This window comes from Rhodoferax sp. EU05-FHT12H12, assembly GCF_058791215.1.
Window position 1 is genome coordinate 248813 of the sequence record NZ_JBYTDI010000004.1, and the last position, 24273, is coordinate 273085.

Annotated in this window: 23 protein-coding genes; 12 read left to right on the forward strand and 11 right to left on the reverse strand. The window is 61.9% G+C overall.

What is annotated here, in order from left to right; translation table 11 throughout:
* Positions 1–19 precede the first annotated feature (19 nt).
* Positions 20–1030, forward strand: a complete 1011-nt coding sequence (locus tag AC3WS7_RS13420; protein ID WP_296470409.1) for an inorganic phosphate transporter — start codon at positions 20–22, stop codon at positions 1028–1030.
* On the opposite strand, the gene AC3WS7_RS13425 is transcribed toward AC3WS7_RS13420, so the two are convergent.
* Together AC3WS7_RS13425 and AC3WS7_RS13430 are read right to left on the reverse strand one after the other, a co-directional pair.
* Complete coding sequence (locus AC3WS7_RS13425; protein ID WP_492656704.1) at positions 1011–1484, reverse strand: hypothetical protein; 474 nt, start codon at positions 1482–1484, stop codon at positions 1011–1013. The genes AC3WS7_RS13420 and AC3WS7_RS13425 overlap by 20 nt on opposite strands.
* Positions 1481–2014, reverse strand: coding sequence for a GNAT family N-acetyltransferase (locus AC3WS7_RS13430; RefSeq protein WP_296470404.1), 534 nt, complete (start codon positions 2012–2014; stop codon positions 1481–1483). Before AC3WS7_RS13430 ends, AC3WS7_RS13425 begins: the two co-directional genes overlap by 4 nt.
* A gap of 118 nt (positions 2015–2132) precedes the next feature.
* Between AC3WS7_RS13430 and rpsP the strand changes: the two genes are divergently transcribed.
* The 6 genes from rpsP (at position 2133) to AC3WS7_RS13460 (ending at position 5955) form a co-directional block, all read left to right on the forward strand.
* Positions 2133–2384, forward strand: coding sequence for a 30S ribosomal protein S16 (gene rpsP / locus AC3WS7_RS13435; protein ID WP_094479784.1), 252 nt, complete (start codon positions 2133–2135; stop codon positions 2382–2384).
* 54 nt (positions 2385–2438) lie between these two features.
* A complete protein-coding gene (rimM, locus tag AC3WS7_RS13440) occupies positions 2439–3002 on the forward strand; it encodes a ribosome maturation factor RimM (RefSeq protein WP_492656705.1) in 564 nt (187 codons plus the stop codon).
* A gap of 11 nt (positions 3003–3013) precedes the next feature.
* Positions 3014–3760, forward strand: a complete 747-nt coding sequence (gene trmD / locus AC3WS7_RS13445) for a tRNA (guanosine(37)-N1)-methyltransferase TrmD (protein ID WP_492656706.1) — start codon at positions 3014–3016, stop codon at positions 3758–3760.
* A gap of 115 nt (positions 3761–3875) precedes the next feature.
* On the forward strand, positions 3876–4247 hold the full coding sequence (gene rplS, locus AC3WS7_RS13450; RefSeq protein WP_296470393.1) for a 50S ribosomal protein L19: 372 nt from the start codon (positions 3876–3878) through the stop codon (positions 4245–4247).
* Between the two features lie 96 nt (positions 4248–4343).
* Complete coding sequence (locus AC3WS7_RS13455) at positions 4344–5021, forward strand: CoA pyrophosphatase (RefSeq protein ID WP_492656707.1); 678 nt, start codon at positions 4344–4346, stop codon at positions 5019–5021.
* 13 nt (positions 5022–5034) lie between these two features.
* Entirely contained in the window at positions 5035–5955 is a 921-nt protein-coding gene (locus tag AC3WS7_RS13460) for a cobalamin biosynthesis protein (protein ID WP_296470388.1), read from the forward strand.
* Between the two features lie 10 nt (positions 5956–5965).
* Here the strand turns inward: AC3WS7_RS13460 and rsgA are convergent, their stop codons facing one another.
* Genes rsgA through AC3WS7_RS13475 form a run of 3 tightly spaced genes read right to left on the reverse strand, consistent with a single transcriptional unit; the run spans position 5966 to position 8533 of the window.
* On the reverse strand, positions 5966–6895 hold the full coding sequence (rsgA, locus tag AC3WS7_RS13465) for a ribosome small subunit-dependent GTPase A (protein WP_492656708.1): 930 nt from the start codon (positions 6893–6895) through the stop codon (positions 5966–5968).
* An 8-nt stretch (positions 6896–6903) separates the two neighbouring features.
* On the reverse strand, positions 6904–7242 hold the full coding sequence (locus tag AC3WS7_RS13470; RefSeq protein ID WP_492656709.1) for a 4a-hydroxytetrahydrobiopterin dehydratase: 339 nt from the start codon (positions 7240–7242) through the stop codon (positions 6904–6906).
* A gap of 1 nt (position 7243) precedes the next feature.
* A complete protein-coding gene (locus AC3WS7_RS13475; RefSeq protein ID WP_296470379.1) occupies positions 7244–8533 on the reverse strand; it encodes a M48 family metallopeptidase in 1290 nt (429 codons plus the stop codon).
* 36 nt (positions 8534–8569) lie between these two features.
* Here AC3WS7_RS13475 and orn point away from each other — a divergent pair, with 36 nt between their 5' ends.
* Complete coding sequence (gene orn, locus AC3WS7_RS13480; protein WP_296470376.1) at positions 8570–9151, forward strand: oligoribonuclease; 582 nt, start codon at positions 8570–8572, stop codon at positions 9149–9151.
* 231 nt (positions 9152–9382) lie between these two features.
* The gene (locus tag AC3WS7_RS13485; protein ID WP_492656710.1) at positions 9383–11314 is read left to right on the forward strand and encodes a DEAD/DEAH box helicase; all 1932 of its coding nucleotides are present in this window, start codon (positions 9383–9385) and stop codon (positions 11312–11314) included.
* Between the two features lie 71 nt (positions 11315–11385).
* Here AC3WS7_RS13485 and AC3WS7_RS13490 read toward each other — a convergent pair whose 3' ends face one another.
* Positions 11386–12255, reverse strand: coding sequence for an NAD(P)-dependent oxidoreductase (locus AC3WS7_RS13490; RefSeq protein ID WP_296470370.1), 870 nt, complete (start codon positions 12253–12255; stop codon positions 11386–11388).
* Positions 12256–12362: 107 nt separating this feature from the next.
* Positions 12363–13340, reverse strand: a complete 978-nt coding sequence (locus AC3WS7_RS13495) for a GMP reductase (RefSeq protein WP_492656711.1) — start codon at positions 13338–13340, stop codon at positions 12363–12365.
* A gap of 190 nt (positions 13341–13530) precedes the next feature.
* On the opposite strand from AC3WS7_RS13495, the gene AC3WS7_RS13500 reads away from it, so the two are divergent.
* Both AC3WS7_RS13500 and AC3WS7_RS13505 read left to right on the forward strand, forming a co-directional pair.
* A complete protein-coding gene (locus AC3WS7_RS13500; RefSeq protein ID WP_492656712.1) occupies positions 13531–15963 on the forward strand; it encodes a UvrD-helicase domain-containing protein in 2433 nt (810 codons plus the stop codon).
* A gap of 16 nt (positions 15964–15979) precedes the next feature.
* Positions 15980–16300 carry an antibiotic biosynthesis monooxygenase family protein gene (locus AC3WS7_RS13505; protein ID WP_296470361.1) on the forward strand — a complete coding sequence of 107 codons (321 nt, stop codon included), beginning with the start codon at positions 15980–15982 and terminating at the stop codon, positions 16298–16300.
* A gap of 118 nt (positions 16301–16418) precedes the next feature.
* On the opposite strand, the gene AC3WS7_RS13510 is transcribed toward AC3WS7_RS13505, so the two are convergent.
* From AC3WS7_RS13510 to AC3WS7_RS13525, 4 genes are all read right to left on the reverse strand, one after another.
* Entirely contained in the window at positions 16419–18635 is a 2217-nt protein-coding gene (locus AC3WS7_RS13510; protein WP_492656713.1) for a PhoX family protein, read from the reverse strand.
* Between the two features lie 148 nt (positions 18636–18783).
* Positions 18784–19542, reverse strand: a complete 759-nt coding sequence (locus AC3WS7_RS13515) for a FecR domain-containing protein (protein ID WP_492656714.1) — start codon at positions 19540–19542, stop codon at positions 18784–18786.
* Positions 19523–20317 (reverse strand): BPSS1780 family membrane protein, encoded by a 795-nt coding sequence (locus tag AC3WS7_RS13520; protein ID WP_296470352.1) that lies wholly within the window; start codon positions 20315–20317, stop codon positions 19523–19525. The genes AC3WS7_RS13515 and AC3WS7_RS13520 overlap by 20 nt, the downstream gene beginning before the upstream one ends.
* Positions 20314–21309 (reverse strand): homoserine kinase, encoded by a 996-nt coding sequence (locus AC3WS7_RS13525; protein WP_492656715.1) that lies wholly within the window; start codon positions 21307–21309, stop codon positions 20314–20316. Before AC3WS7_RS13525 ends, AC3WS7_RS13520 begins: the two co-directional genes overlap by 4 nt.
* 143 nt (positions 21310–21452) lie before the next feature.
* Here AC3WS7_RS13525 and polA point away from each other — a divergent pair, with 143 nt between their 5' ends.
* Entirely contained in the window at positions 21453–24266 is a 2814-nt protein-coding gene (gene polA / locus AC3WS7_RS13530) for a DNA polymerase I (RefSeq protein WP_492656716.1), read from the forward strand.
* Positions 24267–24273 lie beyond the last annotated feature (7 nt).

Sequence of the window (24273 nt, forward strand, 5' to 3'; positions counted from 1 at the left end):
TTTCGCGGCAGGAATCACTATGGAAAACGTACAGGCAGCCCTGTGGGTCATAGTATTGCTGGTGGCGCTGGCACTGCTGTTTGACTTCATGAACGGATTTCACGACGCAGCCAACTCTATTGCAACGGTCGTCTCCACGGGCGTACTCAAGCCGGGGCAAGCCGTGTTGTTTGCCGCCTTCTTCAACTTCGTTGCCATCTTTATCTTCCACCTCAGTGTGGCGGCCACGGTGGGCAAAGGCATTGTTCAGCCGGGCGTGGTGGACACCCATGTGGTGTTTGGTGCCCTGGTGGGGGCAATTACCTGGAATGTGATCACGTGGTACTACGGAATCCCCAGCAGCTCCTCACATGCGCTGATCGGCGGTATTGTGGGCGCCGTGATTGCCAAGGCGGGTGCCAGCGCTCTGGTGTCTTCGGGCATCATCAAGACGGTGGCCTTCATATTCGTCTCTCCCTTGCTGGGCTTTACCCTGGGCTCGGTGATGATGGTGATCGTGGCGTGGGTGTTTCGGCGTTCGCGGCCATCCCGCGTGGACAAATGGTTCCGCCGCTTGCAACTGCTGTCCGCCGGGGCCTACAGCCTGGGTCACGGTGGTAACGATGCACAAAAAACGATTGGCATCATCTGGATGATGCTGATTGCCACGGGGTATGTGGCCGCATCTGACAGTTCTCCCCCGACTTGGACCATCGTGTCCTGCTACATGGCCATTGGTGCGGGCACCATGTTTGGCGGTTGGCGCATTGTGAAGACCATGGGCCAGAGAATCACCAAGCTCAAGCCCGTGGGCGGATTCTGTGCGGAAACCGGTGGTGCCATGACCTTGTTTTTGGCGACGGCCTTGGGCATCCCCGTGTCGACGACGCATACCATCACGGGGGCGATTGTGGGCGTGGGTTCCACCCAGCGCGCCAGCGCAGTGCGCTGGGGCGTGGCAGGCAATATTGTGTGGGCCTGGGTACTGACGATTCCTGCAGCGGCTTTTGTGGCAGCGATTGCCTATTGGGTCAGTCTGCAGATTTTTTAAGGGTGCTGGTTTGGGACAGGCTGCTGGCCTGTTCCATCTGGTACTCAAAGTAACGCTGAATGCTGAACGCCAGGCTGGCCATCAGCACCGTGGTGCCCAGCATCAAGGCGACACCCAAGCCAATAACGGTGAGCCAGGTGCTGCTGCCTTCTGCGGCATCTTCGGCGGCCTGCGGGTTGAACCTCCTGTTCCACTGCTGGGCAGACATCAATCCGTAAACGATCGCGGCCAGCGCGCAGCCCGCCAGTGTGAAACCCAGCAGGGGCATCAGCACCCAACTCCATTGGTCATCAACACCGAGGGTGCGGGCCCGCAATACTCCATAACACCCCAGCAGGGTAGGAATCGGGAGCAGAAGGGCCAGTGCATCAAATCGCCCCAGCAGATAGCGACGGTGTAGGCCCAAAGAGCCCAGCAGCAAGGTCAGCCAAACTGCAATGGTTTTGTTTTTCATGCGCTGACATCCGCTGCGGGGGTGCTGTTGCCCGTGCCAATGAAGCGCTCCATCAACACCACATCCAGCCAGCGCTCAAATTTCCATCCGCACGATGTCAATACGCCAACCTGCTGGAAGCCGCAACTGCGGTGCACGCCGACGGAGCCCTGGTTGGCGGAGTCGCCAATGACGGCAATCAGTTTGCGCACGCCAGCGCGCTCCGCTTGTGCCATCAGCTCCTGCAGCAGCAGGCGCCCCAGGCCACGGCCTGCCGCGGCCGGAGCCAGGTAAATCGAGTCTTCGGCCGAGAAACGGTAGGCCGGGCGGGGCTTGAACCAATTGCAATAGGCAAAGCCAATGACGCCTGTGTCATCTTCCAGCACCAGGTAGGGGAGTCCTTTGGACAGCACGTCTGCGCGCCGGCCTGCCATATCGGCTTCCGTGGGGGGCGTGACCTCGAAAGTCCCGGTGCCGTGGAGCACGTGGTGGGCATAAATGGCAGTGATGGTGCCGACGTCGGCATCGGTGCTGGGGCGAATTTTTGTCATGAAAATGGAAAACGTTATAATGGAGAGCTATTCAGAGTGTCACTGGCCGGGTGGTCAGTTGCGTGTCTCAACTTTGAATTAAATGGCTGATTCATGTCAGTCACCCAAAGGATAAATCATGGTCGTCATTCGACTCGCCCGTGGCGGTGCAAAAGCTCGCCCGTTTTTCAATATTGTTGTTGCCGACAAGCGCGCCCGTCGTGATGGCCGTTTCATCGAGCGTATCGGGTTCTACAACCCCATCGCTACCGCCAACGAAGAGAGCATCCGCATTGCGCAGGATCGCCTGACTTACTGGCAAGGCGTTGGCGCCCAAGCGTCTCCTACCGTGGAACGCCTGATCAACCAAGCTGCTAAAAAAGCCGCTTGATGGTGAAGCTGGAACGCGTGGCCAGTCCGCGAGTTCCAGCGTTTCTTGCATACCATGTTGCCAGGTCTTGACGTTGCTAATCTGCCAGCTGACGCCGTAGAAGTCGGCCGCATTGCGGATGCATGGGGTATCAAGGGCTGGTTCAAAGTTCTTCCCTACAGTGCGGATCCTGACGCGCTGTTCTCTTCCAAACGCTGGTTTCTCTTGCCTACTGAAAAAGGTGTCAAAACCTTTGTCGGTACTTGCGTGCTGTCCGTCAAGGAAGTCAAGGCGCACTCTGACTCCGTCGTGGCTTGCGCCGAAGGCGTATTGGACCGAAACACGGCTGAAGCCTTGCGTGGTGCGCGCATTTTTATTTCCCGTGCCAGTTTTCCTGCTGCCGCCGCCGACGAGTACTACTGGGTCGATCTCATTGGCCTGACTGTCATCAACCGCCAGGATGAGGCGCTCGGTACCGTGCGCGAGCTGCTGTCCACCGGACCCCAAACGGTCCTGGTGCTGGAGTATGTGCAGGATGGCAAGGCGCAGGAGCGCATGATCCCCTTTGTTTCTGCGTATGTAGACTCGGTGGATCTTGCCGCCAAAAACATACGCGTGGACTGGCTCGCTGACTACTGATCGGCGTGCGTATGCGCTTTGACGTCATCACGCTGTTTCCCGAGCTGTTTGCGCCCTTTCTCAAGGTCGGTATCACGCGCCGCGCCTACGAAAGCGGGCAGGTGCAGGTGCAGCTCACCAATCCCCGAGACTTTGCCACCGGCAATTACCGCCGCGTAGACGATCGCCCGTTCGGCGGTGGACCCGGCATGGTCATGATGGCCGAGCCGCTGGAGCAAGCGGTGCTGGCCATACGCGCCAGCCGCAATGACCAAGCGCCGGTGCTGTTGTTCTCTCCCATTGGTCAAACCCTGAACCACGCGGCTGTGGAGCGGTGGTCTACCAGTGAGGGCGCCATTCTGGTGTGTGGCCGCTACGAAGGCATCGACCAGCGTTTCATCGACCGCTATGTCGATGGGCAAATCAGTCTGGGCGATTTTGTATTGTCAGGGGGGGAGTTGGCCGCCATGGCCATGCTGGATGCGATTGCGCGCCTGCAGCCCGGTGTGCTGATGGATGCCGATAGCCATCACCAGGACAGCTTCAATCCTGCGCTGGATGGTTTGTTGGACTGCCCGCACTACACCCGGCCCGAAACCTGGGCCGACCTGCCCGTGCCTGCGGTGCTGATGTCGGGTCACCATGCGCAAATCGAGTGCTGGCGGCGCGAGCAGCGCTTGGCGCTGACGGCGCAGCACCGCCCCGATTTGCTGGATGCTGCGCGCCAGCAGGGGCTGCTGGACAAAGGTGATGAGCGATTCTTGGCTGGCAAGGTTTGAGCTTGCTATAATGGCGGGCTAACCGATCCTCTGCTCGGCCAGGCCACACTTCTTTGGGAAGATGCTGGTTGGCACCAATTCCGGTGCCGGCGCTTGCAAGATCACGAAGGAAATCATGAACCTGATCCAAACTCTTGAGCAAGAAGAAATTGCTCGCTTGGGTAAAACCATTCCCGAATTCGCACCCGGTGACACCGTTATCGTGAGCGTTAACGTTGTTGAAGGTACTCGCAAGCGCGTGCAGGCTTACGAAGGTGTGGTGATTGCCAAGCGCAATCGCGGCCTGAACAGCGGCTTCATCGTGCGCAAAATCTCCAGCGGAGAAGGTGTGGAACGTACATTCCAGACCTACAGCCCTTTGATCGCCAGCATCGAAGTCAAGCGCCGTGGTGACGTGCGTCGTGCCAAGCTGTACTACCTGCGTGACCGCAGCGGCAAGTCGGCACGTATCAAGGAAAAACTGCCAGCGAAGAAGACAGCCGCGTAATTCAACGCCCTGTTTTCGTCAAAAGCCGCCCCAGCATCTGCCTGTGGCGGCTTTTTTCATGGTCCAGCCTGATGTCCTGTTTTGGAGTGGCATGGAGTGAGCAATCCGCCCTTGTTTGACCCGCGTACGGTTCCCGTTGCTGGGTGTGATGGACACCTTCCTGCCGTGCCTTTGGAGGCGTTGCAGGCCGCCGCCTTGCGCCGCCGCTTTGCGGCACCCACTGCGTGGACCCCGGAGCTGCGAGCCGAGCCGGCGTTCTCCAGCCGAGCGCCGACTGCGGCCTCCGTGCTCGTGCCGCTGGTGATGCGCAAGACCTTGACCGTCCTGCTGACGCATCGGACCAGCCATTTGTCCAGTCACTCCGGGCAGGTGGCTTTTCCGGGTGGCAAGGCAGATCCCGAGGATACAGATGCCGTGGCCACGGCGCTGCGGGAGGCAAAGGAAGAAATTGGCTTGGAACCCGGGCATGTGGAGGTGCTGGGCACAATGCCGACGTACACCACAGGCAGTGCGTTTGTGGTGACGCCCGTGGTGGCGCTCGTGAGCGAGGCCATGGTGGTAGAGGCCAACCCGAATGAAGTGGCCCGGATCTTCGAAGTGCCGCTGCCGTTCCTCATGGACCCCACCAACCACCGCCGCCACCGAGTGCAGTGGGAAGGGCATGAGCGTGAGTGGCTGTCCATGCCCTACCACGACGGGCAGATGGAGCACTTTATTTGGGGCGCGACCGCTGGCATGCTGCGCAATCTGTACCGTTTTCTGCAGGCGCACTGATTATGATTGCCGCATGAGTTTCATTGCCATTCTGTTAGCCCTGCTGTTGGAGCAGGCCAAGCCGCTGCCGCAGATCAATCCGGTGCACAACGTGGTGCGCAACTGGGTGCGCTGGGTCATGCGCAATTTTGATGCGGGCCGGCCCCAGCACGGCTGGCTGGCCTGGTCGTTGGCAGTGTTGGGCCCTTCGCTGGCGGTGCTGGCTGTGCATTGGCTGTTGGTGTTGCAGTTGGGCTGGGCGGTGGCTGTGGTGTGGAACGTGGTCATCCTGTATGCCACGCTGGGGTTTCGCCAGTTCAGCCACCATTTCACGCTGGTGCGTGACGCCTTGCTTGCCGGGGATGAGACTGCGGCGCGCGAAGCCCTGGCGCAGTGGATGCGTATTGACACCAGTGCCTTGCCACGTAGCGAGATGGTGCGCCATGTGATTGAGCACTCGGTGCTCAGTGCCCACCGGCATGTTTTTGGGGTGTTCGCCTGGTATTCCCTGCTCACCGCTGTGGGCTTGGGGCCGGCTGGTGCCGTGTTTTACCGGGTGAGCGAGTATGTGGCGGTGTTTGCCAAGCGTACGCCGCGGCCCGAAGCTGCTCCGCTGAGCGATGCGGTGCGTAGCCAGGCGCAGCGTGCATGGGCTGTGATCGACTGGCTGCCCGCGCGTGTGACCGCGCTGAGTTTTGCCTTTGTCGGCAGTTTTGAAGAGGCCGTGGATAGCTGGCGCCGTCATGAGGCCGTGCACCCGCTGGACAACGACGGCGTGGTGTTGGCCGCCACCGCCGGTGCGGTGAATGTGCGCCTTGGGGAGAACGACCCGGTCGCCAGTGGCCAGGTGCCAGAGCCGGCCCATTTGCGTGCCGTGGTGGGGCTTGTGTGGCGCACCGTGGTGATGTGGATGGTGTTTCTGGCGTTGCTCTCGGTGGCACGCCTGATCGGTTAAACCGTTGTACTCAGTAACGGGTCTGTGAGAGTTCGGCGAACAGATCGTTATAAATTTTGTAGCGGTTCGCGCTGATTCCATGCGCTACAGCGCCTTCTTTGACCTTGGAAATCACGCCGCAGCCCGGCTCGTGCAAGTGGCTGCAGTTGTAGAACTTGCAGGCCTGCGCATGTGCCTTGATGTCGGGCATCAGGCTGGCCAGGTGCATGGGCTCAATGTGGTTGAGGCCAAACTCCTGAAACCCCGGTGAGTCGATTACGGCCGTGGTTCGGGCCGTATCCACCCAGTACAGATTGGTACTGGTGGTGGTGTGCTTGCCGGAATTCAGCGCGGTGGAAATCTCGTTGGTCAGCACCTGCGCATTGGGAATCAGCCGGTTGATCAGCGTGCTTTTGCCCGAGCCGGATGGTCCCAGCACCAGGGTCGTCTTGCCTTGCATCAAGGGCATCAGTGCATCGAGTTCGGTGGCACTGATGTCTTCTGCTTTGGGCTTGAGCGCGAGAGGGACCACTTGGTAGCCCATGTCGCGGTACACACCCATGCGCTCCCAGGCGCGGCCAAAGGGCTCGGCCAAATCACTTTTGTTGAGGGCGATGATGGGGCGGATCTTCTCGGCCTCGGCGGCAATCAGCGCGCGGCACAGTTGGCTCTCGGAAAACTCGGGTTCGGCCGCAATCAGGATGAGCACCTGGTCCAGATTGGCAGCAAAAGACTTGGTGCGGATCTCGTCCTGTCGGTAAAACAGGTTGCGACGCGGCAACACTTTCTCAATCGTGCCCTCGTCTTGCGTGGCCTGCCAGAGCACCTGGTCACCGACCACGGTCTGGCTTTTCTTGCCACGTGGGTGGCAGATCAGGCGGCGGCCATCGGGGGTTTCCACCCACACGTGGCGGCCGTGGCCTGCCACGACGATTCCGGGTTCCAGTTGGGGCGCAGCCAAAGCGGGCCTTAGGTTGGCAGCAGCGCGTCAACCAGCGCGGCGCATTCAAAGTCGGAGCGTGACACGCCATGCACGTCATGCGTGTTGAAACGCACGCTGCAACTGCCGTAAGTCACCAGCAGTTCGGGGTGGTGGTCTTGCTGCTCGGCAATAAAAGCCAGCGCATTGACAAACGCCATCGTCTTGAGAAAGTTGTCGAAGCGGTAGGTCTTTTCGATGGCCACGTCAGCGCCATCGCCATGCAGTTTCCAGCCTTCCACTTTGGCCAGGTTTGCTATGATTTGTGTAGCTGTCAGCGCAGTGCGCACTGGGGTTGGTGGCATTTTTTGTTCCAAATCTTGGGTCATGTCAGGTTCCTGCAGGGGTCAGCATGCGGCCCAGGCGCTCGGAAGCGGGCGGGTGCGAGTAGTAAAACTTCACGTACACCGGATCGGGTGTGAGCGTGGATGCATTGTCCTTGTAGAGCTTGAGCAGCGCGGAGGACAGGTCGGCACCGCTGGTGTGGGCCACCGCATAGGCATCGGCCTCGAACTCGTGCTTGCGCGACAGCTGCGCAAACACCGGGCCGACAAAGCTGCCCAAGAGTGGCAGCACCATCATGAACAGCAGCAGGGCCAGCGCATCGTTGGCGCCGGTCATGCTGGGCACGACGCCCAGGCCCGTGTAGAACCAGACCTGCTGGCTGACCCAGCCCAGCAGCGCAAAACCCAGCAGGCTCAGGCCAAACAGCGACACCATGCGCTTGACGATGTGTTTGTGCTTGAAGTGCCCCAGCTCATGCGCCAGTACCGCGTCTACCTCGGCCGGACTTAGCTGCGCCAGCAGGGTGTCGTAGAACACCACGCGCTTGGAGGCACCAAAGCCGGTGAAGTAGGCATTGGCATGTGCGCTGCGCTTGCTGCCGTCCATCACATAAAAGCCTTTGGAGGTGAAGCCGCAGCGTGCCATGAGGGCGCTCACGCGGTCTTTGAGCGCCGCGTCATCCAGCGGCTTGAACTGGTTGAACAGCGGCGCAATCCAGGTGGGGTAGACCAGCAGCATGAGCAGATTGAAACCCATCCACACGCCCCAGGTCCAGACCCACCAGTAAGCGCCCGTGGCACCCATCATCCACACCACGAGGGCGGCAATCGGCAGGCCGATGATGGCGCCCACCAAGCTGGACTTGAGCAAGTCTTGCAGCCAAAGTTTGGGCGTGGTCTTGTTGAAGCCAAAGCGCTGCTCCAGCACAAAGGTGCGGTACAGCGTGAAGGGCAGGTCCAGCACCGAGCCGATCACCATGAACGCGGCCAGCAGCGCTACCTGCTGCAGCACGCCCGGGGCCATCCATTCCAACAACGTCTGGTTCAGCCACGACAGACCGCCCAGCAGCGTCCACCCCAACACCACGGCCGTACCAAACGCCAGTTCCAGCAAGCCCAGGCGCCCTTGGGCGATGGTGTAGTCGGCGGCTTTGTGGTGGGCCTCCAGGCTGATCTGATCCTGGAAGGCGGCGGGCACCGTGTCGCGGTGCAGGGCCACGTGGCGCACCTGGCGTGTGGCCAGCCAGAATTTGAGGATGACGCTGGCCATCAAAGCCAGGGCAAAGAGGGCTGTCATCAGCACGGAATAGTTGGGCACGGGGGAAGCATCTGTCATGGCGCGAGAGTTTAGGCCATCGGCGACAATGCCGGCATGGCTGAATCCAACACCCCCACAAGCCCTGTATTGGCAAAATCCGACAAAAACCTGGTCTGGCTGGACTGCGAAATGACCGGCCTCGATCCTGAGGTCGACCGCATCATTGAGATCGCCGTCATAGTGACCGATCCCCACCTTGGAAACCGCGTGGAGGGCCCTGTGTTTGTGATCCACCAGACCGATGCCCAACTGGACAAAATGGACGCCTGGAACAAGGGTACCCATGGCAAGAGCGGCCTGATCGACAAGGTCAAGGCCTCTACCACCACCGAAGCCGAGGCCGAAGCGGCGCTGATCGCTTTTCTGGGGCAGTACGTGCCCGCCAACGGCTCGCCCATGTGTGGCAACAGCATTGGCCAAGACCGCCGCTTCCTCGTGAAGTACATGCCCAAGCTGGAGGCGTTCTTCCACTACCGCAACCTGGACGTGAGCACACTCAAGGAGCTGGCCAAACGCTGGAAGCCCGGTGTGGCCGAGTCCTTCAAGAAGCAACAAAAGCACACGGCGCTGGCCGATGTGCACGAGTCGGTGGACGAACTGGCGCACTACCGGACCCACTTTTTAAAATTGGATTAGGTAGAAACCCGAATCCATGCCATAATCGCAGGCTTCGCTGGTAACGCAGTTGGCGGCCAGCGAATCTTGTACATCTCCCTTCATTCACCGGGCTCGCTTTTCCAAGCGATATACGCCCCCAGCACTGAGACCCCCACGGCGGGGCAGAGCAGGTTCCGTTTGATGGTTGATGTTTTTTAACCATTGACGGAGCAGTCGCACAACTTGCGGCGCTCGCGTGTGAGAAAAAATATGACTGACGCTTTTGAAGTGACAGGCGAATTCGCGCCTGCCGAAAACCTTTCCGTTCCCGCCAATACCGTGGAATCCACTGGCGAAACCGCCGAGCTGGACGCTGCTGACGCAGTGGAAACCGTCGAGGCCCCCAACGGCTTCGTCGAATTGGGCTTGGCCCCTGAACTGGTGCAAGCCTGTAAAGACCTGGGCTATACCCAACCCACCGTTGTGCAAAGCAAGGCCATTCCTTTGGCCATGGGCTCCGGCGCGACCAAAGACCAGGCTGCCAAGTACATCGACCTGATGGTGTCCAGCCAGACCGGCTCTGGCAAGACGGCCGCCTTCTTGCTGCCCGTGCTGCACACCCTGCTGACCCAACTGGCCCAAGCCGAAGCCGATGAGCGCGCCGAGTTTGATCGCCTGACCGCTGAAGCCCTGGCCAAGGGTGAACCCGCGCCCAAGCGCCCCAAGCGCAAGGACCCCACCAATGTCCGCAACTTCAAAGCACCTACCCCTGGCGCCCTGATCGTTTGCCCCACCCGCGAACTGGCCCAGCAAGTGGCACACGATGCGATCGACCTCGTGCAACACTGCCGTGGTCTGCGCGTGGCCAACATCGTGGGCGGCATGCCTTACCAGTTGCAAATTGCCAAGCTGCAAAACGCCAACTTGGTGGTGGCCACACCTGGCCGTCTGCTGGACCTGCAACGCTCCATGCAAATCAAGCTGGATCAAGTCCAGTTCTTGGTGGTGGACGAAGCCGACCGCATGCTGGATCTGGGCTTCTCCGATGACCTGGCTGAAATCAACCAGCTGACCATTGGCCGCAAGCAGACCATGATGTTCAGCGCGACCTTCGCCCCCCGCATTCAGCAGCTCGCTGCCCGCGTGATGCGCGAACCCCAGCGCGTGACCATCGACAGCCCGCAGGAAAAACACGCGAACATCAAGCAAGTGCTGCATTGGGCCGACAACGCCCAGCACAAGCGCAAGCTGCTGGACCACTGGTTGCGTGACACCAGCATCAACCAGGCCATCATTTTTGCCAGCACCCAAATCGAGTGCGACGGCCTGGCCAACGACCTGCAGCAAGACGGCTTTGACGCCGTGGCCCTGCACGGTGCCCTGAGCCAGGGCCTGCGCAACCGCCGCCTGATGGCGCTGCGCCAAGGCCAGGTGCAATTCCTGGTGGCAACGGACGTGGCAGCCCGCGGTATTGACGTGCCCACCATCACCCACGTGTTCAACTTTGGCCTGCCGATGAAGGCCGAGGACTACACCCACCGTATCGGTCGTACCGGTCGTGCCGGTCGCGATGGTTTGGCCATCACCTTTGCCGAAATGCGCGATCGCCGCAAGATTTTCGACATCGAAGCCTACAGCCGCCAGCCGATCAAGGCCGAGACCATTCCTGGTCTGGAGCCCCAGCAGCGTGCACCAGAATCACGCCCAAGCTTTGCTGGCCGTGGCAACGGCGGCGGCTTCGGCGGCGACCGTGACCGCAAGTTCAGCAACGGCCCCCGTGAAGGTGGCTTTGGTGGCAACCGCGGCAATGGCGGCGGCTTTGGTGGTGGCAACCGTGGTTTCGGTGGACGCCCTGAAGGCGGTGGCCGTGGTTTTGGCGACAGTGCCCGTGATTTCGGTGGCGCAGCCAAAGAAGGCTTCAGCTACGAACGCAAGGGCGGTTTCAACGACCGCTTTGCTGGCCAAGGCGCTCCCCGCGGTGATGCACGTCCTCCCCGTGGCGACTTCCAGCCTCGCGGTGACTTCCATGCCCCCCGTGGCGATTTCGGCGCCCCTCGCGGTGACTTCGGCGCACCGCGCGGCGACTTTGCGGCCCGCAAGCCTGCCTTCGGCAAGCCTACCGGCTTTGCCAAGCCCGGCAACGGCGGCAAGGTGTTTGTGCCCCGTGACGCCAAGAAGCGTCCCGCTCGCAACACCGACTAATCTGTCCTGGTTCGCCCAGTCAAAAAGGCCTCGCAAGAGGCCTTTTTTTCGTCTGAACGTGGTGTGGTGTGTCAGGCCATGCCATTGCGGCTGGCCAGCTCCACAAACAGGCCTGCATGGTCCAGGTCGGCCAGGCCGTGGTCGATGCCCTGGGCGTAGAGTTGCTCGAACAAGGCGGTAATCGGTGCGTCAAATCCCACTTCATTGGCCGTAGCCAGGGCATTACGCAAGTCTTTGATTTGTACGGTCATGCGCGCGCGCGGCGCAAAGTCACGGTCCACCATGCGCTGGCCGTGCACCTGCAGGATGCGGCTGTCGGCAAAGCCACCAGAGATGGCTTCCTTCACCTTGCCCATGTCGGCACCGCCACGCTCGCACAGCAGCAGGGCTTCCGCCACCACGCCAATGGTGGCGCCCACAATCATCTGGTTGGCGAGCTTGGTCAGTTGCCCAGAGCCAATGGGGCCTACATGGGTCGGGCGACCAAACACCTTGAGCACCGGCACCGCGCGTTCAAAGTTGCTGGCCTTGCCGCCCACCATGATGGCCAGCGTGCCCTGTTCGGCACCAACGGTGCCGCCGGACACGGGCGCATCCAGGTAGTCCACACCCAACTCGCTCAGGCGGGCTGCATGGTCCTTGGCTTCGATGGGTTTGATGGACGACATGTCCACCAACAGCGTGCCGGGCGCAATGCCGGCCGCCGCACCCAGCTCAAACAACACGTGGCTCACTACACCACCGTGGTCCAGCATGAGGATGACCAACTCGGCGCCGTGAACCGCCTGGGCAGGGGTCGTGTGAATGGTGGCTCCCAGCGGTGCCAGCGCCTCGGCCTTGCTCCGGGTGCGGTTCCAGACGTGAACCGAATGCCCGGCCTCACACAGGCGGCGACCCATGGGCAAGCCCATGAGGCCGATGCCGAGTAATGCTATTTTCATGGTGACTCTTGTGCTCCTCGCTACAAGAATAGCGCCAGCCGCCGCAAGGCGGGTGTCAGAGGGGGATCAAAGGCTGTCGAATCCCTGACAGCCCGTGTCCGTGTCGCCTACATCAGCAGGTGCTCGCCTGCGTTGTCACCGCCCAAGGTCACGTAGTTCACCTTGCGGATATCCATCAGCTTTTTGCCGCCGGCATAGCTGATGGAGCTTTGCACGTCCTGCTCCATCTCGATCAAGGTGTCGGCCAGCTTGCCCTTGACGGGTTCCAGGATGCGTTTGCCTTCCACGTGTTTGTACTCGCCCTTGTTGAAGTCGCTGGCGGAGCCGTAGTACTCCTTGTACAGGGCGCCGTCCACTTCCACGGTCTTGCCGGGCGACTCTTCATGGCCCGCGAACAGCGAACCAATCATCACCATGCTGGCGCCAAAGCGGATGCTCTTGGCAATGTCGCCGTGGCTGCGGATGCCGCCGTCGGCAATGATGGGTTTGGTCGCCACGCGGGCGCACCATTTCACGGCACTCAGTTGCCAACCGCCGGTGCCAAACCCGGTCTTGAGCTTGGTGATGCAGACCTTGCCCGGGCCCACGCCCACCTTGGTCGCGTCGGCGCCCCAGTTTTCCAGATCGATCACGGCCTCGGGTGTGGCCACATTGCCCGCGATGACGAAGCTGCCGGGCAGGTGTTTCTTGAGGTAGACGATCATGTCGCGCACGCTGTCGGAGTGGCCGTGGGCGATGTCGATGGTGATGTACTCGGGGGTGATGCCCAATTGCACCAACTGGTCCACCGTGGCGTAGTCCGGTTTTTTCACGCCCAGCGAGATGGAGGCAAACAGGTCCTTGGCGTGCATGGCCTGGATGAACGCAATGTTGTCCAGGTCAAAGCGGTGCATCACGTAGAAGTAGCCGTTTTGCGCCAGCCATTCGCAGATGGACTCGTCCACCACGGTCTTCATGTTGGCGGGTACTGCGGGAAGGCGGAATTTGCGATTGCCGAGCTCGACGCTGGCATCACATTCGGAACGGCTCTCCACCCGGCATTTGCGGGGCAGCAAGAGGATGTTGTCGTAGTCAAAAATTTCCATGGCCCAAGCTCCTATCCAAAGTTTCAGGTTCAAAACGATGGGCGCTTGGAACGGACCCGGCCATAAAAAAACCGGGTCCCAATTGCTTGGGCCCGGTGCGCGATTCTAGGCGGATTGGGGGGCGGGCGGTATATGGTTTTTTGTATGGAGCCCAAACAGGCGGTGCGCTGTGCCTTTCTACAATCGGGGCATGCATTCCCTCGCCGCCCCTGGCAACACCTCCCCCCTGCTACACAACCTCAACCCCGAGCAACTGGCTGCCGTGACGCTGCCGGCCGAGCACGCGCTCATTCTGGCGGGGGCTGGGTCGGGCAAGACCCGGGTGCTGACCACGCGCATTGCCTGGTTGCTGCAGAACGGCTACGTCTCGCCCGGCGGCATTCTGGCCGTCACCTTTACCAACAAGGCGGCCAAGGAAATGATGACACGCCTCTCAGCCATGCTGCCGGTGAATGTGCGCGGCATGTGGATTGGCACCTTCCACGGCCTGTGCAACCGCTTTCTGCGGGCGCACTACAAGAATGCGGGGCTGCCCCAAGCCTTCCAGATTCTCGATACGCAGGACCAGCTGTCCGCCATCAAGCGCCTGTGCAAGCAGTACAGCATCGACACCGAGCGCTTTCCGCCCAAACAGCTGGGCTGGTTCATCGGCAACTGCAAGGAAGAGGGGCTGCGCCCCAAGGATGTGGTGGCCAGTGACCCCGATACGCGCAAGAAGATCGAGGTCTACCAGCTCTACGAAGACCAGTGCCAGCGCGAAGGTGTGGTGGACTTTGGTGAGCTGATGCTGCGCTCCTACGAGCTGCTGCGCGACAACGCACCGATCCGCGAGCACTACCAGCGGCGCTTTCGCCACATCCTGATCGACGAGTTCCAGGACACCAACAAGCTGCAATACGCCTGGATCAAGATGATCGCCGGTGTAGGGCAGGGCGGCAATGACCAGGGCGGTGGCGCGGTACTGGCCGTGGGCGATGACGACCAGAGCATCTACGCCTTCCGCGGCGCGCGCGTGGGCAACATGACCGACTTTGTGCGTGAGTTCCAGGTGCGCCAGCAGATCAAACTGGAGCAGAACTACCGCAGCTACAGCAATATCCTGGACAGCGCCAACGCGCTCATCAGCCACAACAGCCGCCGCCTGGGCAAAAACCTGCGCACCGAGCAGGGCGCTGGCGAGTCGGTGCGGGTGTACGAGGCCCCCACCGACTTTGCCGAGGCCCAATGGATGGTGGACGAGATGAAGCAACTCATCCGCGACGACGTGGAGCGCAAAGAGATTGCCGTGCTCTACCGCAGCAATGCGCAGAGCCGGGTGATTGAAACCGGCTTGTTCAACGCGGGCATTCCGTACCGCGTGTACGGGGGCTTGCGCTTCTTTGAGCGTGCCGAAATCAAACATGCGCTGGCCTATCTGCGCCTCCTGGAGAACCCCAACGACGACACCAGCTTTTTGCGCGTGGTGAACTTCCCAGCACGTGGCATTGGCGCACGCAGCCTGGAGCTATTGCAGGACGAGGCCAAGGCCACGGGCTGCTCGCTGCACGATGCCGTCAGCACCCTGAGCGGCCGCCCCGGTGCGGTGATTGCGGGTTTTGTCGCCAAGCTGGACGTGCTGCGCGAGCAGACTGCGGGCCTGAACCTCAAGGACATCATCAAGCTGATGCTGGACAACAGCGGCCTGCTGGAGCACTACCGCAACGAGCGCGAAGGCGAAGACCGCGTGGAGAACTTGGACGAACTGGTCAACGCTGCCGAGAGTTTTGTGATGCAGGAAGGCTTTGGCCGTGAGGCACCGGGCATGGTGCAGTTGGTGAGTGCGCCCCATGCCGTGACCCAAAGCCCGGCTAGCCAGGGCTTGAGCGGTGCGGCGCTGGACAGCGTGCCTGACGAGTTCGGCGACACCGGCGAAACCCTCTCGCCGCTGCAAGCCTTCCTGACCCACGCGGCACTGGAAGCGGGCGACAACATGGCCGCTGCCGGGCAGGACGCGATCCAACTGATGACGGTGCACAGCTCCAAGGGACTGGAATTCGACTGTGTGTTCATCACCGGCATGGAGGAAGGCCTGTTCCCCCACGAGAACTCTATGAGCGACCATGATGGCCTGGAGGAAGAACGGCGCCTGGCCTATGTGGCCATCACGCGTGCGCGCAAACGCCTGTACCTCTCGCACTCACAGACTCGTATGCTGCACGGCCAGACGCGCTTCAACCTCAAGAGCCGTTTCTTTGACGAGTTGCCCGAGGAATGCCTCAAGTACCTCACGCCCAAACAGCAAGCCATGCCGACGGGGGGGGGATTTGGCAGTGGGGGCTATGGCGGCTCCGGCAACAGCTGGGGTGGCGGTGGCTATGCTACGAATTCAGGAGCTGCTCGCGCATATTCCACGGGCGCTGGAGGCACATTTGGCACTTATTCTGCGCCTCAGAAAGAGGTGGTGCGCAAAGAGGAACCCACTGGCCTGCGCAAGGGGCAGAAGGTGTTCCACGCCAAGTTCGGCGAGGGCACGGTGCTCACCCTGGAGGGCGCGGGCGACGATGCGCGCGCGCAGATCAACTTCCCCCGCCACGGCACCAAGTGGCTGGCCCTGAGCGTGGCCAAACTCACGCCCGTACCCTGACTTTCTGGAGACTCCCATGAGCCTGGACATTGCCAACACCCCACCCGCGCCTTACTACGCGGTCATCTTCACCAGCCTGCGCACCGCGGTGGACGAGGGGTATGGCGACATGGCCGACAAGATGGTGGCACTGGCCGCGCAGCAGCCGGGCTTTCTGGGCGTGGAGTCCGCGCGTGATGGGCTGGGCATTACGGTGTCGTACTGGAAAGACCTCGAATCCATCCGCGCCTGGAAGGCCAACGCCGAGCACCAGGTGGCGCAGCAGCTGGGCCACGCCAAGTGGTACGCGGCATTCAAGACCCGCATTGCAAAGGTGGAGCGCGACTACGCACTCTGATAAGAGACAAATCGGCCTCTAGCCCGCGCAGCGTCTGCGCGAGCAGCTATCAAAAAAATAGCGGGCTGCACTGCTGCAGCCCGCTGATGTTGCCACCCCGCAAGGCGGGGCAAACAGCTTAGCTACCGATCACGCCGCCATCTTTCTTGGTGATGACGATGGTGGCCGAGCGGGGGCGCTGGCCGGCACCGTAGCCGGCGTTGGCAGGCCACTGGCTGGTGTACTTGGCAGGGTTGCCAATCTCGGCCATGGGCGTGTTCTCGCCGGGGTGCTGGATGTTGATGAACATCGCTTTGCCATCTGGCGTTTCGCACAGGCCGGTGATTTCGCAGTCCACCGGGCCTACCAGGAAGCGCTTGAGAATGTCTGGCGACTGCGACTTGCCCATGTAGGTGTCCACACGCTTTTCGCTGCCATCGGGGCGCTTGTAGGCCAGGGTTTTCTTGCCGCCGTCACCCACCTTGCCGGGAACGCCGGCCAGCAACATGCAGTTGGTCTTGTCGGTGTAGGCGCTGTCGTCGGTCTGGATCCAGCACAGGCCGGTGGCCTGGCTGAAGGCCAAGCCGTCGGGCGCGGACATGTCGTTCTCGTCGGTCAGGTTGGACAGGTTCACCTTGGACTTGTCGGCATCGGCTTCCGAGGCAAACAGGTAGATGTCCCACTTGAACGCGGTATCAGCCGGGTTGGCCTGCGCCACACGGATGATGTGGCCGTTGACGTTGCCCTTGCTTTCCTTGCTGCCCTTCATGTCGCTGTAGACACGCGGGTTGGCCGCATCGGCGCCCATGTCGCCGTCCACGGTGCGGTTGCTGTTGTTGGTCAGCGTCATGTAGAAATCGCCGGTGCGGGGGTTGATGCCACCCCACTCAGGACGGTCCATCTTGGTCGCGCTCACGCCATCAGCGGCCAGGCGCGTGAAGATGGCCACGTCGGCATCGGACTTGAATTCGAAGTCAGGGTTGGCCACCACCACGGGGTTGTTCATGGACAACTCGATCCAGTTGCCGGTGCCGTCGTCCCTGAAGCTGGCGACATACAGCGTGCCCTTGTCCAGGTACTTGTCACCCACGGCCATGCGGTTGCTGGCGTTGGCGTCAACGGCATCCCACTTGGCGGCAGAGACAAACTTGTACATGTATTCGCCGCGGGAGTCGTCACCCATGTAGGCCACGATAGGCTGGCCGGCCACGGCCTTGGCAAAGCTCACGCTCTCGTGGGCAAAGCGGCCCAGGCCGGTGCGCTTGCGCACGGGCTGGCTGCCGTCGTAGGCGTCCATTTCCACCACGAAGCCAAAGGTGTTCATCTCGTTGCGGTAGTCGGCTTTGGCGTTGGCACCCAGGGCGCCGTTGTTCCAGCGCACGTACTTGTCTGCGCTGCCTGCACTCTCCCAGCCGTGGCGGCTGGCGGCACCCGCAGGGCGGCCATAACGCACCAGTCCCGCAACCTGCTTGTCCTTCTTGCCGCGGCGTTCGTCGTCCTTGGCATCGCGGTGGAAGTAACCAAACCAGTTTTCTTCGCCCGACACAAAGGTGCCCCAGGGCGTTTTGCCGGTGCCGCAGTTGTTGAGGGTGCCGCGGGCGCGGGTGGCGTCGGGGCTGAATTGGGTCACCAGGTGCTCGCTACCCTTGGCCGGGCCAGCGATCAGCACCTCGGTCATGGTGGTCACACGGCGGTTGTAGTTGGAGGCCGGCTTGTAGGTCCACTGGCCATTGTTTGCCGCCACTTCCACCACGGACAGGCCGTGGATGGCGAGTTCCTTGTCCACTTCGGAGGCCGGGCGGGGCAGGGTGCTGGTGCCGCCGTTGCTGTGGATGAAGAAAGAGCTGAGTTTCTGGTCGGTGGTGGCTTCGTGGTTCACGGCCAACACAGCGCGTGTGGTGCCGTTGGCAGAAGGTTTGCCGTTGGCGTCCAGGCCAAAGTACTCCATGCCGTCGTGGTGGTCACCGGCGCGGTTGTCCCAGTCGGTGTCGGTGCCATCGTTCTTGAAGGCGGCAGTGCTGGCCTTGAGTGGGTCACCCAATGCATAGATGACTTGCACGTTGTAGCCCGCAGGCACCACCACTTTGTCGGCCAGGCTCTTGCCCACCGCAGCAAAACCCAAGGAGGACAGGGGGGCTGTCATGCCAGCCGCAGTGCCTGCACCGGTCGATGCCGTGGCGCAGCCGGTCAGCGCACCAGCGCCGAAAAGCGAGGTGGCTGCTGCACCCATGCCGCCCAGCAGCAGACCGCGGCGGTTCAGGCGGGCGGTCATGATGTGGTCGATATGCGGATTGGCGGTGGTGTTGGAGTCTTCGTTGTTGAAGAAGTCGCTGGAGGAGCGGGTGGTGTCGGTCATGCAAGAGGCCTCAAGTTAAACAAGCCTGCGTAGCATGCGTCGGTGATGTTTCAGCTGTGTGACAGTGGGGCGCGCTGGCGGGGTGCTGCTTCGGTATCTTGCAAGGCCGCCGCTCGCAAGGCCAAACCCTGTGGGGCCACAGGGCGCTTTAGCGGGTCAGACTCTCGGCCGGGTGGGGCTGGTCGGGCTTTTCGTCCATGTAGCCCTTGCCGTCCTTCACCCCTTTGCGGCCCAGTACCTGCCAGGCGGTACGCTGGTCCACCAGCTGGGCCAAAAACTCCAGCTCTTCGTCGGTGTGGTTCAGGGCTTTGGCTGGGGTCAGGCTGCGGCCGTCTTTGGGCTGTACTTCACCCCAGAAAGCCTGGTGGTAGTTGGAGCGGCTCACGGTCCTGTCGTTGCCCGAGGACATGTCTACCGTGCCGTAGCAGTTGCAGAAGTAGCTGCGTCCGCCTTGGTTCTCAAAAATCTCGGTGTAGACGCCGGTGCCGCGGATACCGGCGGTCATGGTGGGGGTGACGATCTGGCGGTTGCTGCCTTTGCCCCAGACGCTGACCACGGCACCGGTCACCAGGCGCAGCAGGCTCACGGCGTTGAGGCTGGCACCACGCTCTACCGTCATGCGGGAGTTTTGCCGCACATGGAAGGCCGAGTTGCCAATCACAAACACCAGGCGGGAGCCCGGGCCGGTGACGATTTCATCGCCGCTTTGCACACCTTGCTGGGACAACAGGCGCCGACCATTCACCGTAGCGTCACCCACCAGTTCCACCACATTGCTGCGCGACTGGGCGTGCGCGGCAGCAAAGCCGCCCATGCTGGTCCACGCAGCGGCGGCCTGCAAAAAGCCGCGGCGCTGGAACCACAGCACTTCGCTGTCACTGCGGCCGTCAAGGGTGTGCTGGGTCATGCGGGTCTCCTGGGCTGACTTCAAAGGTGTCGTCAAACGTGAAATAGAGCGAAGTGAAGAACATGGCCGCCATGGCCATGCCCATGGGAAACAGCAGGGCGCCGACCAGTTGTGGACTCCCCAGCAGCGCAGAAACAATGGCCACCGCCAGGCCCATGCCCAAAAAGGCTGCCAGCCAGGTCAGGCCGAATACTGCGAAGGCCCAGAAGTTGCGCATGCAGGCCACAAAGCTGAAGAACAGGCTCTTGACGGGAGAAATGCTGTGCCAGTGCACCAGCGCAGGGGCATGCCAGAACAGCAGCGACAAAGGCAGGTACAGCGCCATGGCAGCCAGGGCGGCCCACTCAAAGTCACTTTGCATCAGCAGCTCGGTACTGAGTTCGCCACCCACCAGGTACAGGCGTGCAAACTGCCCGCCGTCCACCAGCGCCGACAGGCCCATGACCAGCAAAAAGCCCAGCGCATACAGCCCGCCCAGCACCAGCATGCCGCGCAGCTGTTGCTGCCCGGCGCGGAAAGCGCTGACCAGCACGGCAGGCATGGGGAACTTGCCCTTGGTGGTCTCTTGGGTGGCCGCCATCAGGCCCAGGGTGGCCGCAGGCAGCAGGGCCAGGGCCACGATGCTGCCCAGCACCGGCACCATGCTGAGCACCGACATGGCCGCCATGAACAGGAAGAACAGGCCCGAGAGGGCCAGCGGCTGTTTGAAGAAGGTGCGCATGCCCATCTTCACCCACACCGCGCCCTGTCGGGCCGGCACGATGCGCAGCTTCATGCGGCCACCGCCATGTGCTGTTCCAACTGCGCCAGGGTCAGGGGCTGGGCCACGCGCTGGCGCAGTACGCGCTCGAAGTGGGTGGGGTCGTGGGGTTTGAGCATGGAAGCTTCTCGCGGCAAATACCAATCCCAGAGGCGGGAAATCCAGAAACGCAGGGCACCGGCGCGCAGCAGGGCGGGCAGCAGCTCACGCTCCTGCGCGCTCAGCGGACGCACGTGGGTGTAGGCCTGCACAAATGCGGCAGAACGCTCCAGGTCGGCCACGCCGGTGGGCAGGTCGATACACCAGTCGTTCAGGCACACGGCCAAGTCGAAGAGCCAGGCGTCGGTGCCGGCAAAGTAGAAGTCAAAAAAGCCGCTCAGCACCGGGGCGCCACTGCTGCTGTCAAACATCACGTTGTCGCGGAACAGGTCGGCATGGATGGCGCCGCGCGGCAGGCCGGTGTAGGCGCTGCCCTCGGCAATGTGGTTCTGGTAGGCCAGCTCGGCCTGCAGCAGCTGGGCCTGGGCGGCTTCCAGATGTGGCAGCACCACGGGCACGGTCTCGTTCCACCAGGACAGGCCGCGCAGATTGGGCTGTTGCATGCTGAAGTCGCGCCCGGCCAGGTGCATGCGTGCCAGCATGGCGCCGACCTGGCGGCAGTGTTCCACGCCGGGGGCCAGCTCGCTCTTGCCCCGCAGGCGGTTCACCACGGCGGCGGGCTTGCCGTTCAGGCTGTGCAGCACGTCGCCATCGCGGTTGGCGGCCGGGTCGGGCACCGGAATGCCGTGGAAGGCCAGGTGCTTCATGAGCCGCAGGTAAAACGGCAATTGCTCTGCGCTCAGCCGCTCGAACAGGGTCAGCACATAGGGCGCCTGGTCGGTGGTGACGAAGTAGTTGGTGTTTTCAATACCCCCCGCGCAGCCTTCCAGGGATTGAAGGTTGCCGAGCTTGAGGGATGTGAGGAAAGTGCTGGCCTCGTCGAAGGAGACCTCTGTGTAAACCGCCATGGGCGCATTGTAGGGTGGGGCAACGAGCCCCCCACCTGTCGCGGGCGAAGGTCAATTTTGCGCAGGGCCGCCCCAAGCAAAATTAGCCCCCTTTGGGGGGCAGCGACCCGCGCAGCGGCGGAGCGTGGGGGCACAATAGCTTTATGAGTGAAACCCGTAAAACCCTGCTGCTGGTCGATGGTTCCAGCTACCTGTACCGCGCTTTTTTTGCCGGTGGCGAGACCATGAGCATCAAGCTGCCTGACGGCACGGTGCAAAAGACCGGTGCCATCCGCATCATGATCAACATGATGAACAGCCTGCGCAAGGAAGTGCCGGCCGATTACGTGGCCTGCGTGTTCGACGCCAAGGGCCCCACCTTCCGCGACGCGATCTACCCCGAATACAAGGCGCACCGCGACCCCATGCCCGACGATTTGCGCAGCCAGATTGCGCCCATTCACGAGGTTGTGCGTCATCTGGGTTGGACCGTGTTGGACGTGCCCGGCGTGGAGGCCGACGACGTGATTGGCACGCTGGCGGTTGCCGCGGCCAACCAGGGCATCGAGGTGATCGTGAGCAGCGGTGACAAGGACTTGGCCCAGCTGGTCAACGAACACATCACCATCATCGACACCATGAACGGCAAACGCCGCGACTTGGCCGGCGTGCAGGCGGAGTTCGGCATTCCCGCCCACCTGATGTTGGACTACCAGAACCTGGTCGGCGACACCGTGGACAACGTGCCGGGTGTGCCCAAGGTGGGCCCCAAGACGGCGGTGAAGTGGCTGCTGGAATACGGCTCGCTGCAGGCCGTGGTGGACAACGCGGACAAGATTGGCGGTGTGGTGGGCGAGAACCTGCGCAAGACGCTGGACTGGCTGCCCACGGGCCGCAGCCTGCTGACCATCAAGACCGATTGTGATTTGAAAGACTGGCTGCCCGATCTGCCTGCTATGGATTCGATAGCTGTTGGCGCAGAGAATACGGAGGCTCTGGTCACTTTTTATGAGAAATATGGCTTCAAGGGCCTGGCCAAGTCTCTGGGCGGTGGTGGCGGGGATGCACCTGCGCCTGCGGCCAAGCCATCCAAAGCTGCCAAAGCGTCCACCGCTGCGCCGGGCCTGTTTGACGAACCCACCGATCCCGCGGCAGAACCCGCCCCCCGCGCCAGCAACCTGAACTACGACACCGTGCTGACCTGGGAGGCGTTTGATGCCTGGCTGGCCAAGTTGCAGGCGGCCGAGCTGGTGGCGCTGGACACCGAAACGACTTCGCTGGACGAAATGCGCGCCGAGATTGTGGGCATCAGCTTCAGCCTGGCAGTTGGCCACGCGGCCTATATTCCCTTGGCCCACCGCTACCCCGATGCACCCGAGCAACTGAACCGCGACGAGGTACTGGCCAAACTCAAGCCCTGGCTGGAAAACCCGCTGGCCAAAAAACTGGGCCAGCACATCAAATACGACCGCCACGTGTTCGCCAACCATGGCATCGAGGTGCAGGGGTATGTGCACGACACCATGCTGCAAAGTTATGTGCTGGAAGTGCACATGCCGCACGGTCTGTCCAGCCTGGCCGAGCGCCACCTGGGTCGCAGTGGCATCAGCTTTGAAGACCTGTGTGGCAAGGGTGCCCACCAGATCGGCTTTGACCAGGTGGACATCGCCAAGGCTTCCGAGTATTCCTGCGAAGACTCGGACCAGACGCTGGACGTGCACCTGGCGTTGTGGCCGCAGCTCGAGGCTGATGACAAGCTGAAGTTCATCTACGAACTCGAGATTGCCAGCAGCGAAGCGCTGTACCGCATCGAACGCAATGGGGTGCTGATTGATGCCCCCACACTGGCCACCCAAAGCCATGAACTGGGCCAGCGCATCTTGCAGCTGGAGACCGAGGCTTACGAGATTGCAGGGCAACCGTTCAACCTCAGCAGCCCCAAGCAGCTGGGCGAAATTTTCTTTGACAAGCTGGGCATGCCCGTGGTCAAGAAAACCGCGACCGGTGCGCGCAGTACCGACGAAGAGGTGTTGGAGAAGTTGGCCGAAGACTACCCGCTGCCGGCCAAGCTGCTGGAGCACCGCAGCCTGTCCAAGCTCAAGGGGACGTACACCGACAAGCTGGCCCTGCTGGCGCTCCCGCGCACAGGCCGCGTGCACACGCACTACGCACAGGCCGTGGCGGTGACCGGGCGCCTCTCCAGCAATGATCCGAACCTGCAAAACATCCCGATCCGCACCGCAGAAGGTCGGCGCGTGCGTGAAGCCTTTGTGGCGGCGCCGGGCAAGGTGATTGCCAGTGCCGATTACAGCCAGATCGAGCTGCGCATCATGGCGCATATCAGCGACGATGCGGCCTTGCTCAAAGCGTTCCACGACGGACTGGACGTGCACCGCGCCACCGCTGCCGAAGTGTTTGGGGTGCCGGTGGACCAGGTAAGCAGCGAGCAGCGCCGCTACGCCAAGGTCATCAACTTCGGCCTGATCTACGGCATGAGTGCATTTGGTCTGGCGCGCAATCTGGGCATCGACAACACGGCGGCCAAAAACTACATCGCGCGCTACTTCGAGCGCTATCCGGGCGTCAAGGCGTACATGGAGTCCACCCGCGCGCTGGCCAAAGAGCAGGGGTATGTGGAAACGGTGTTTGGCCGGCGCCTGCAACTGGCGGGTATCCAGTCCGCCAAGGGGGCGCAGTTGGCGGGGCTGGAGCGGGCTGCCATCAACGCGCCCATGCAGGGCACGGCAGCCGATTTGATCAAATTGAGCATGGTCAAGGTGCAGCAAGTATTGGATGCGCAAAATAGGGGCACCAAGATGATCATGCAAGTGCATGATGAACTGGTGTTTGAGGTGCCGGAGGCCGAGGTGGACTGGCTCAAGACGGAGATCCCCCGCCTGATGGCCGGGGTGGCGGCGCTCAAGGTGCCACTGCTGGCTGAAGTTGGGGTTGGCCCTAATTGGGATCAGGCCCATTAAGGTAGAC

What these genes read in the sequence shown, in the direction of transcription:
- AC3WS7_RS13490 (WP_296470370.1), bottom strand. Translation starts at nt 12,255, where the DNA reads ATGAAAATAGCATTACTCGGCATCGGCCTCATGGGCTTGCCCATGGGT.
- AC3WS7_RS13505 (WP_296470361.1), top strand. Translation starts at nt 15,980, where the DNA reads ATGAGCCTGGACATTGCCAACACCCCACCCGCGCCTTACTACGCGGTC.
- AC3WS7_RS13510 (WP_492656713.1), bottom strand. Translation starts at nt 18,635, where the DNA reads ATGACCGACACCACCCGCTCCTCCAGCGACTTCTTCAACAACGAAGAC.
- AC3WS7_RS13520 (WP_296470352.1), bottom strand. Translation starts at nt 20,317, where the DNA reads ATGAAGCTGCGCATCGTGCCGGCCCGACAGGGCGCGGTGTGGGTGAAG.
- orn (WP_296470376.1), top strand. Translation starts at nt 8,570, where the DNA reads ATGGCTGAATCCAACACCCCCACAAGCCCTGTATTGGCAAAATCCGAC.
- AC3WS7_RS13425 (WP_492656704.1), bottom strand. Translation starts at nt 1,484, where the DNA reads ATGAAAAACAAAACCATTGCAGTTTGGCTGACCTTGCTGCTGGGCTCT.
- rimM (WP_492656705.1), top strand. Translation starts at nt 2,439, where the DNA reads ATGTTGCCAGGTCTTGACGTTGCTAATCTGCCAGCTGACGCCGTAGAA.
- AC3WS7_RS13470 (WP_492656709.1), bottom strand. Translation starts at nt 7,242, where the DNA reads ATGACCCAAGATTTGGAACAAAAAATGCCACCAACCCCAGTGCGCACT.
- AC3WS7_RS13420 (WP_296470409.1), top strand. Translation starts at nt 20, where the DNA reads ATGGAAAACGTACAGGCAGCCCTGTGGGTCATAGTATTGCTGGTGGCG.
- rpsP (WP_094479784.1), top strand. Translation starts at nt 2,133, where the DNA reads ATGGTCGTCATTCGACTCGCCCGTGGCGGTGCAAAAGCTCGCCCGTTT.
- AC3WS7_RS13495 (WP_492656711.1), bottom strand. Translation starts at nt 13,340, where the DNA reads ATGGAAATTTTTGACTACGACAACATCCTCTTGCTGCCCCGCAAATGC.
- AC3WS7_RS13475 (WP_296470379.1), bottom strand. Translation starts at nt 8,533, where the DNA reads ATGACAGATGCTTCCCCCGTGCCCAACTATTCCGTGCTGATGACAGCC.
- AC3WS7_RS13485 (WP_492656710.1), top strand. Translation starts at nt 9,383, where the DNA reads ATGACTGACGCTTTTGAAGTGACAGGCGAATTCGCGCCTGCCGAAAAC.
- trmD (WP_492656706.1), top strand. Translation starts at nt 3,014, where the DNA reads ATGCGCTTTGACGTCATCACGCTGTTTCCCGAGCTGTTTGCGCCCTTT.
- rplS (WP_296470393.1), top strand. Translation starts at nt 3,876, where the DNA reads ATGAACCTGATCCAAACTCTTGAGCAAGAAGAAATTGCTCGCTTGGGT.
- AC3WS7_RS13460 (WP_296470388.1), top strand. Translation starts at nt 5,035, where the DNA reads ATGAGTTTCATTGCCATTCTGTTAGCCCTGCTGTTGGAGCAGGCCAAG.
- AC3WS7_RS13430 (WP_296470404.1), bottom strand. Translation starts at nt 2,014, where the DNA reads ATGACAAAAATTCGCCCCAGCACCGATGCCGACGTCGGCACCATCACT.
- AC3WS7_RS13500 (WP_492656712.1), top strand. Translation starts at nt 13,531, where the DNA reads ATGCATTCCCTCGCCGCCCCTGGCAACACCTCCCCCCTGCTACACAAC.
- AC3WS7_RS13515 (WP_492656714.1), bottom strand. Translation starts at nt 19,542, where the DNA reads ATGACCCAGCACACCCTTGACGGCCGCAGTGACAGCGAAGTGCTGTGG.
- polA (WP_492656716.1), top strand. Translation starts at nt 21,453, where the DNA reads ATGAGTGAAACCCGTAAAACCCTGCTGCTGGTCGATGGTTCCAGCTAC.
- AC3WS7_RS13525 (WP_492656715.1), bottom strand. Translation starts at nt 21,309, where the DNA reads ATGGCGGTTTACACAGAGGTCTCCTTCGACGAGGCCAGCACTTTCCTC.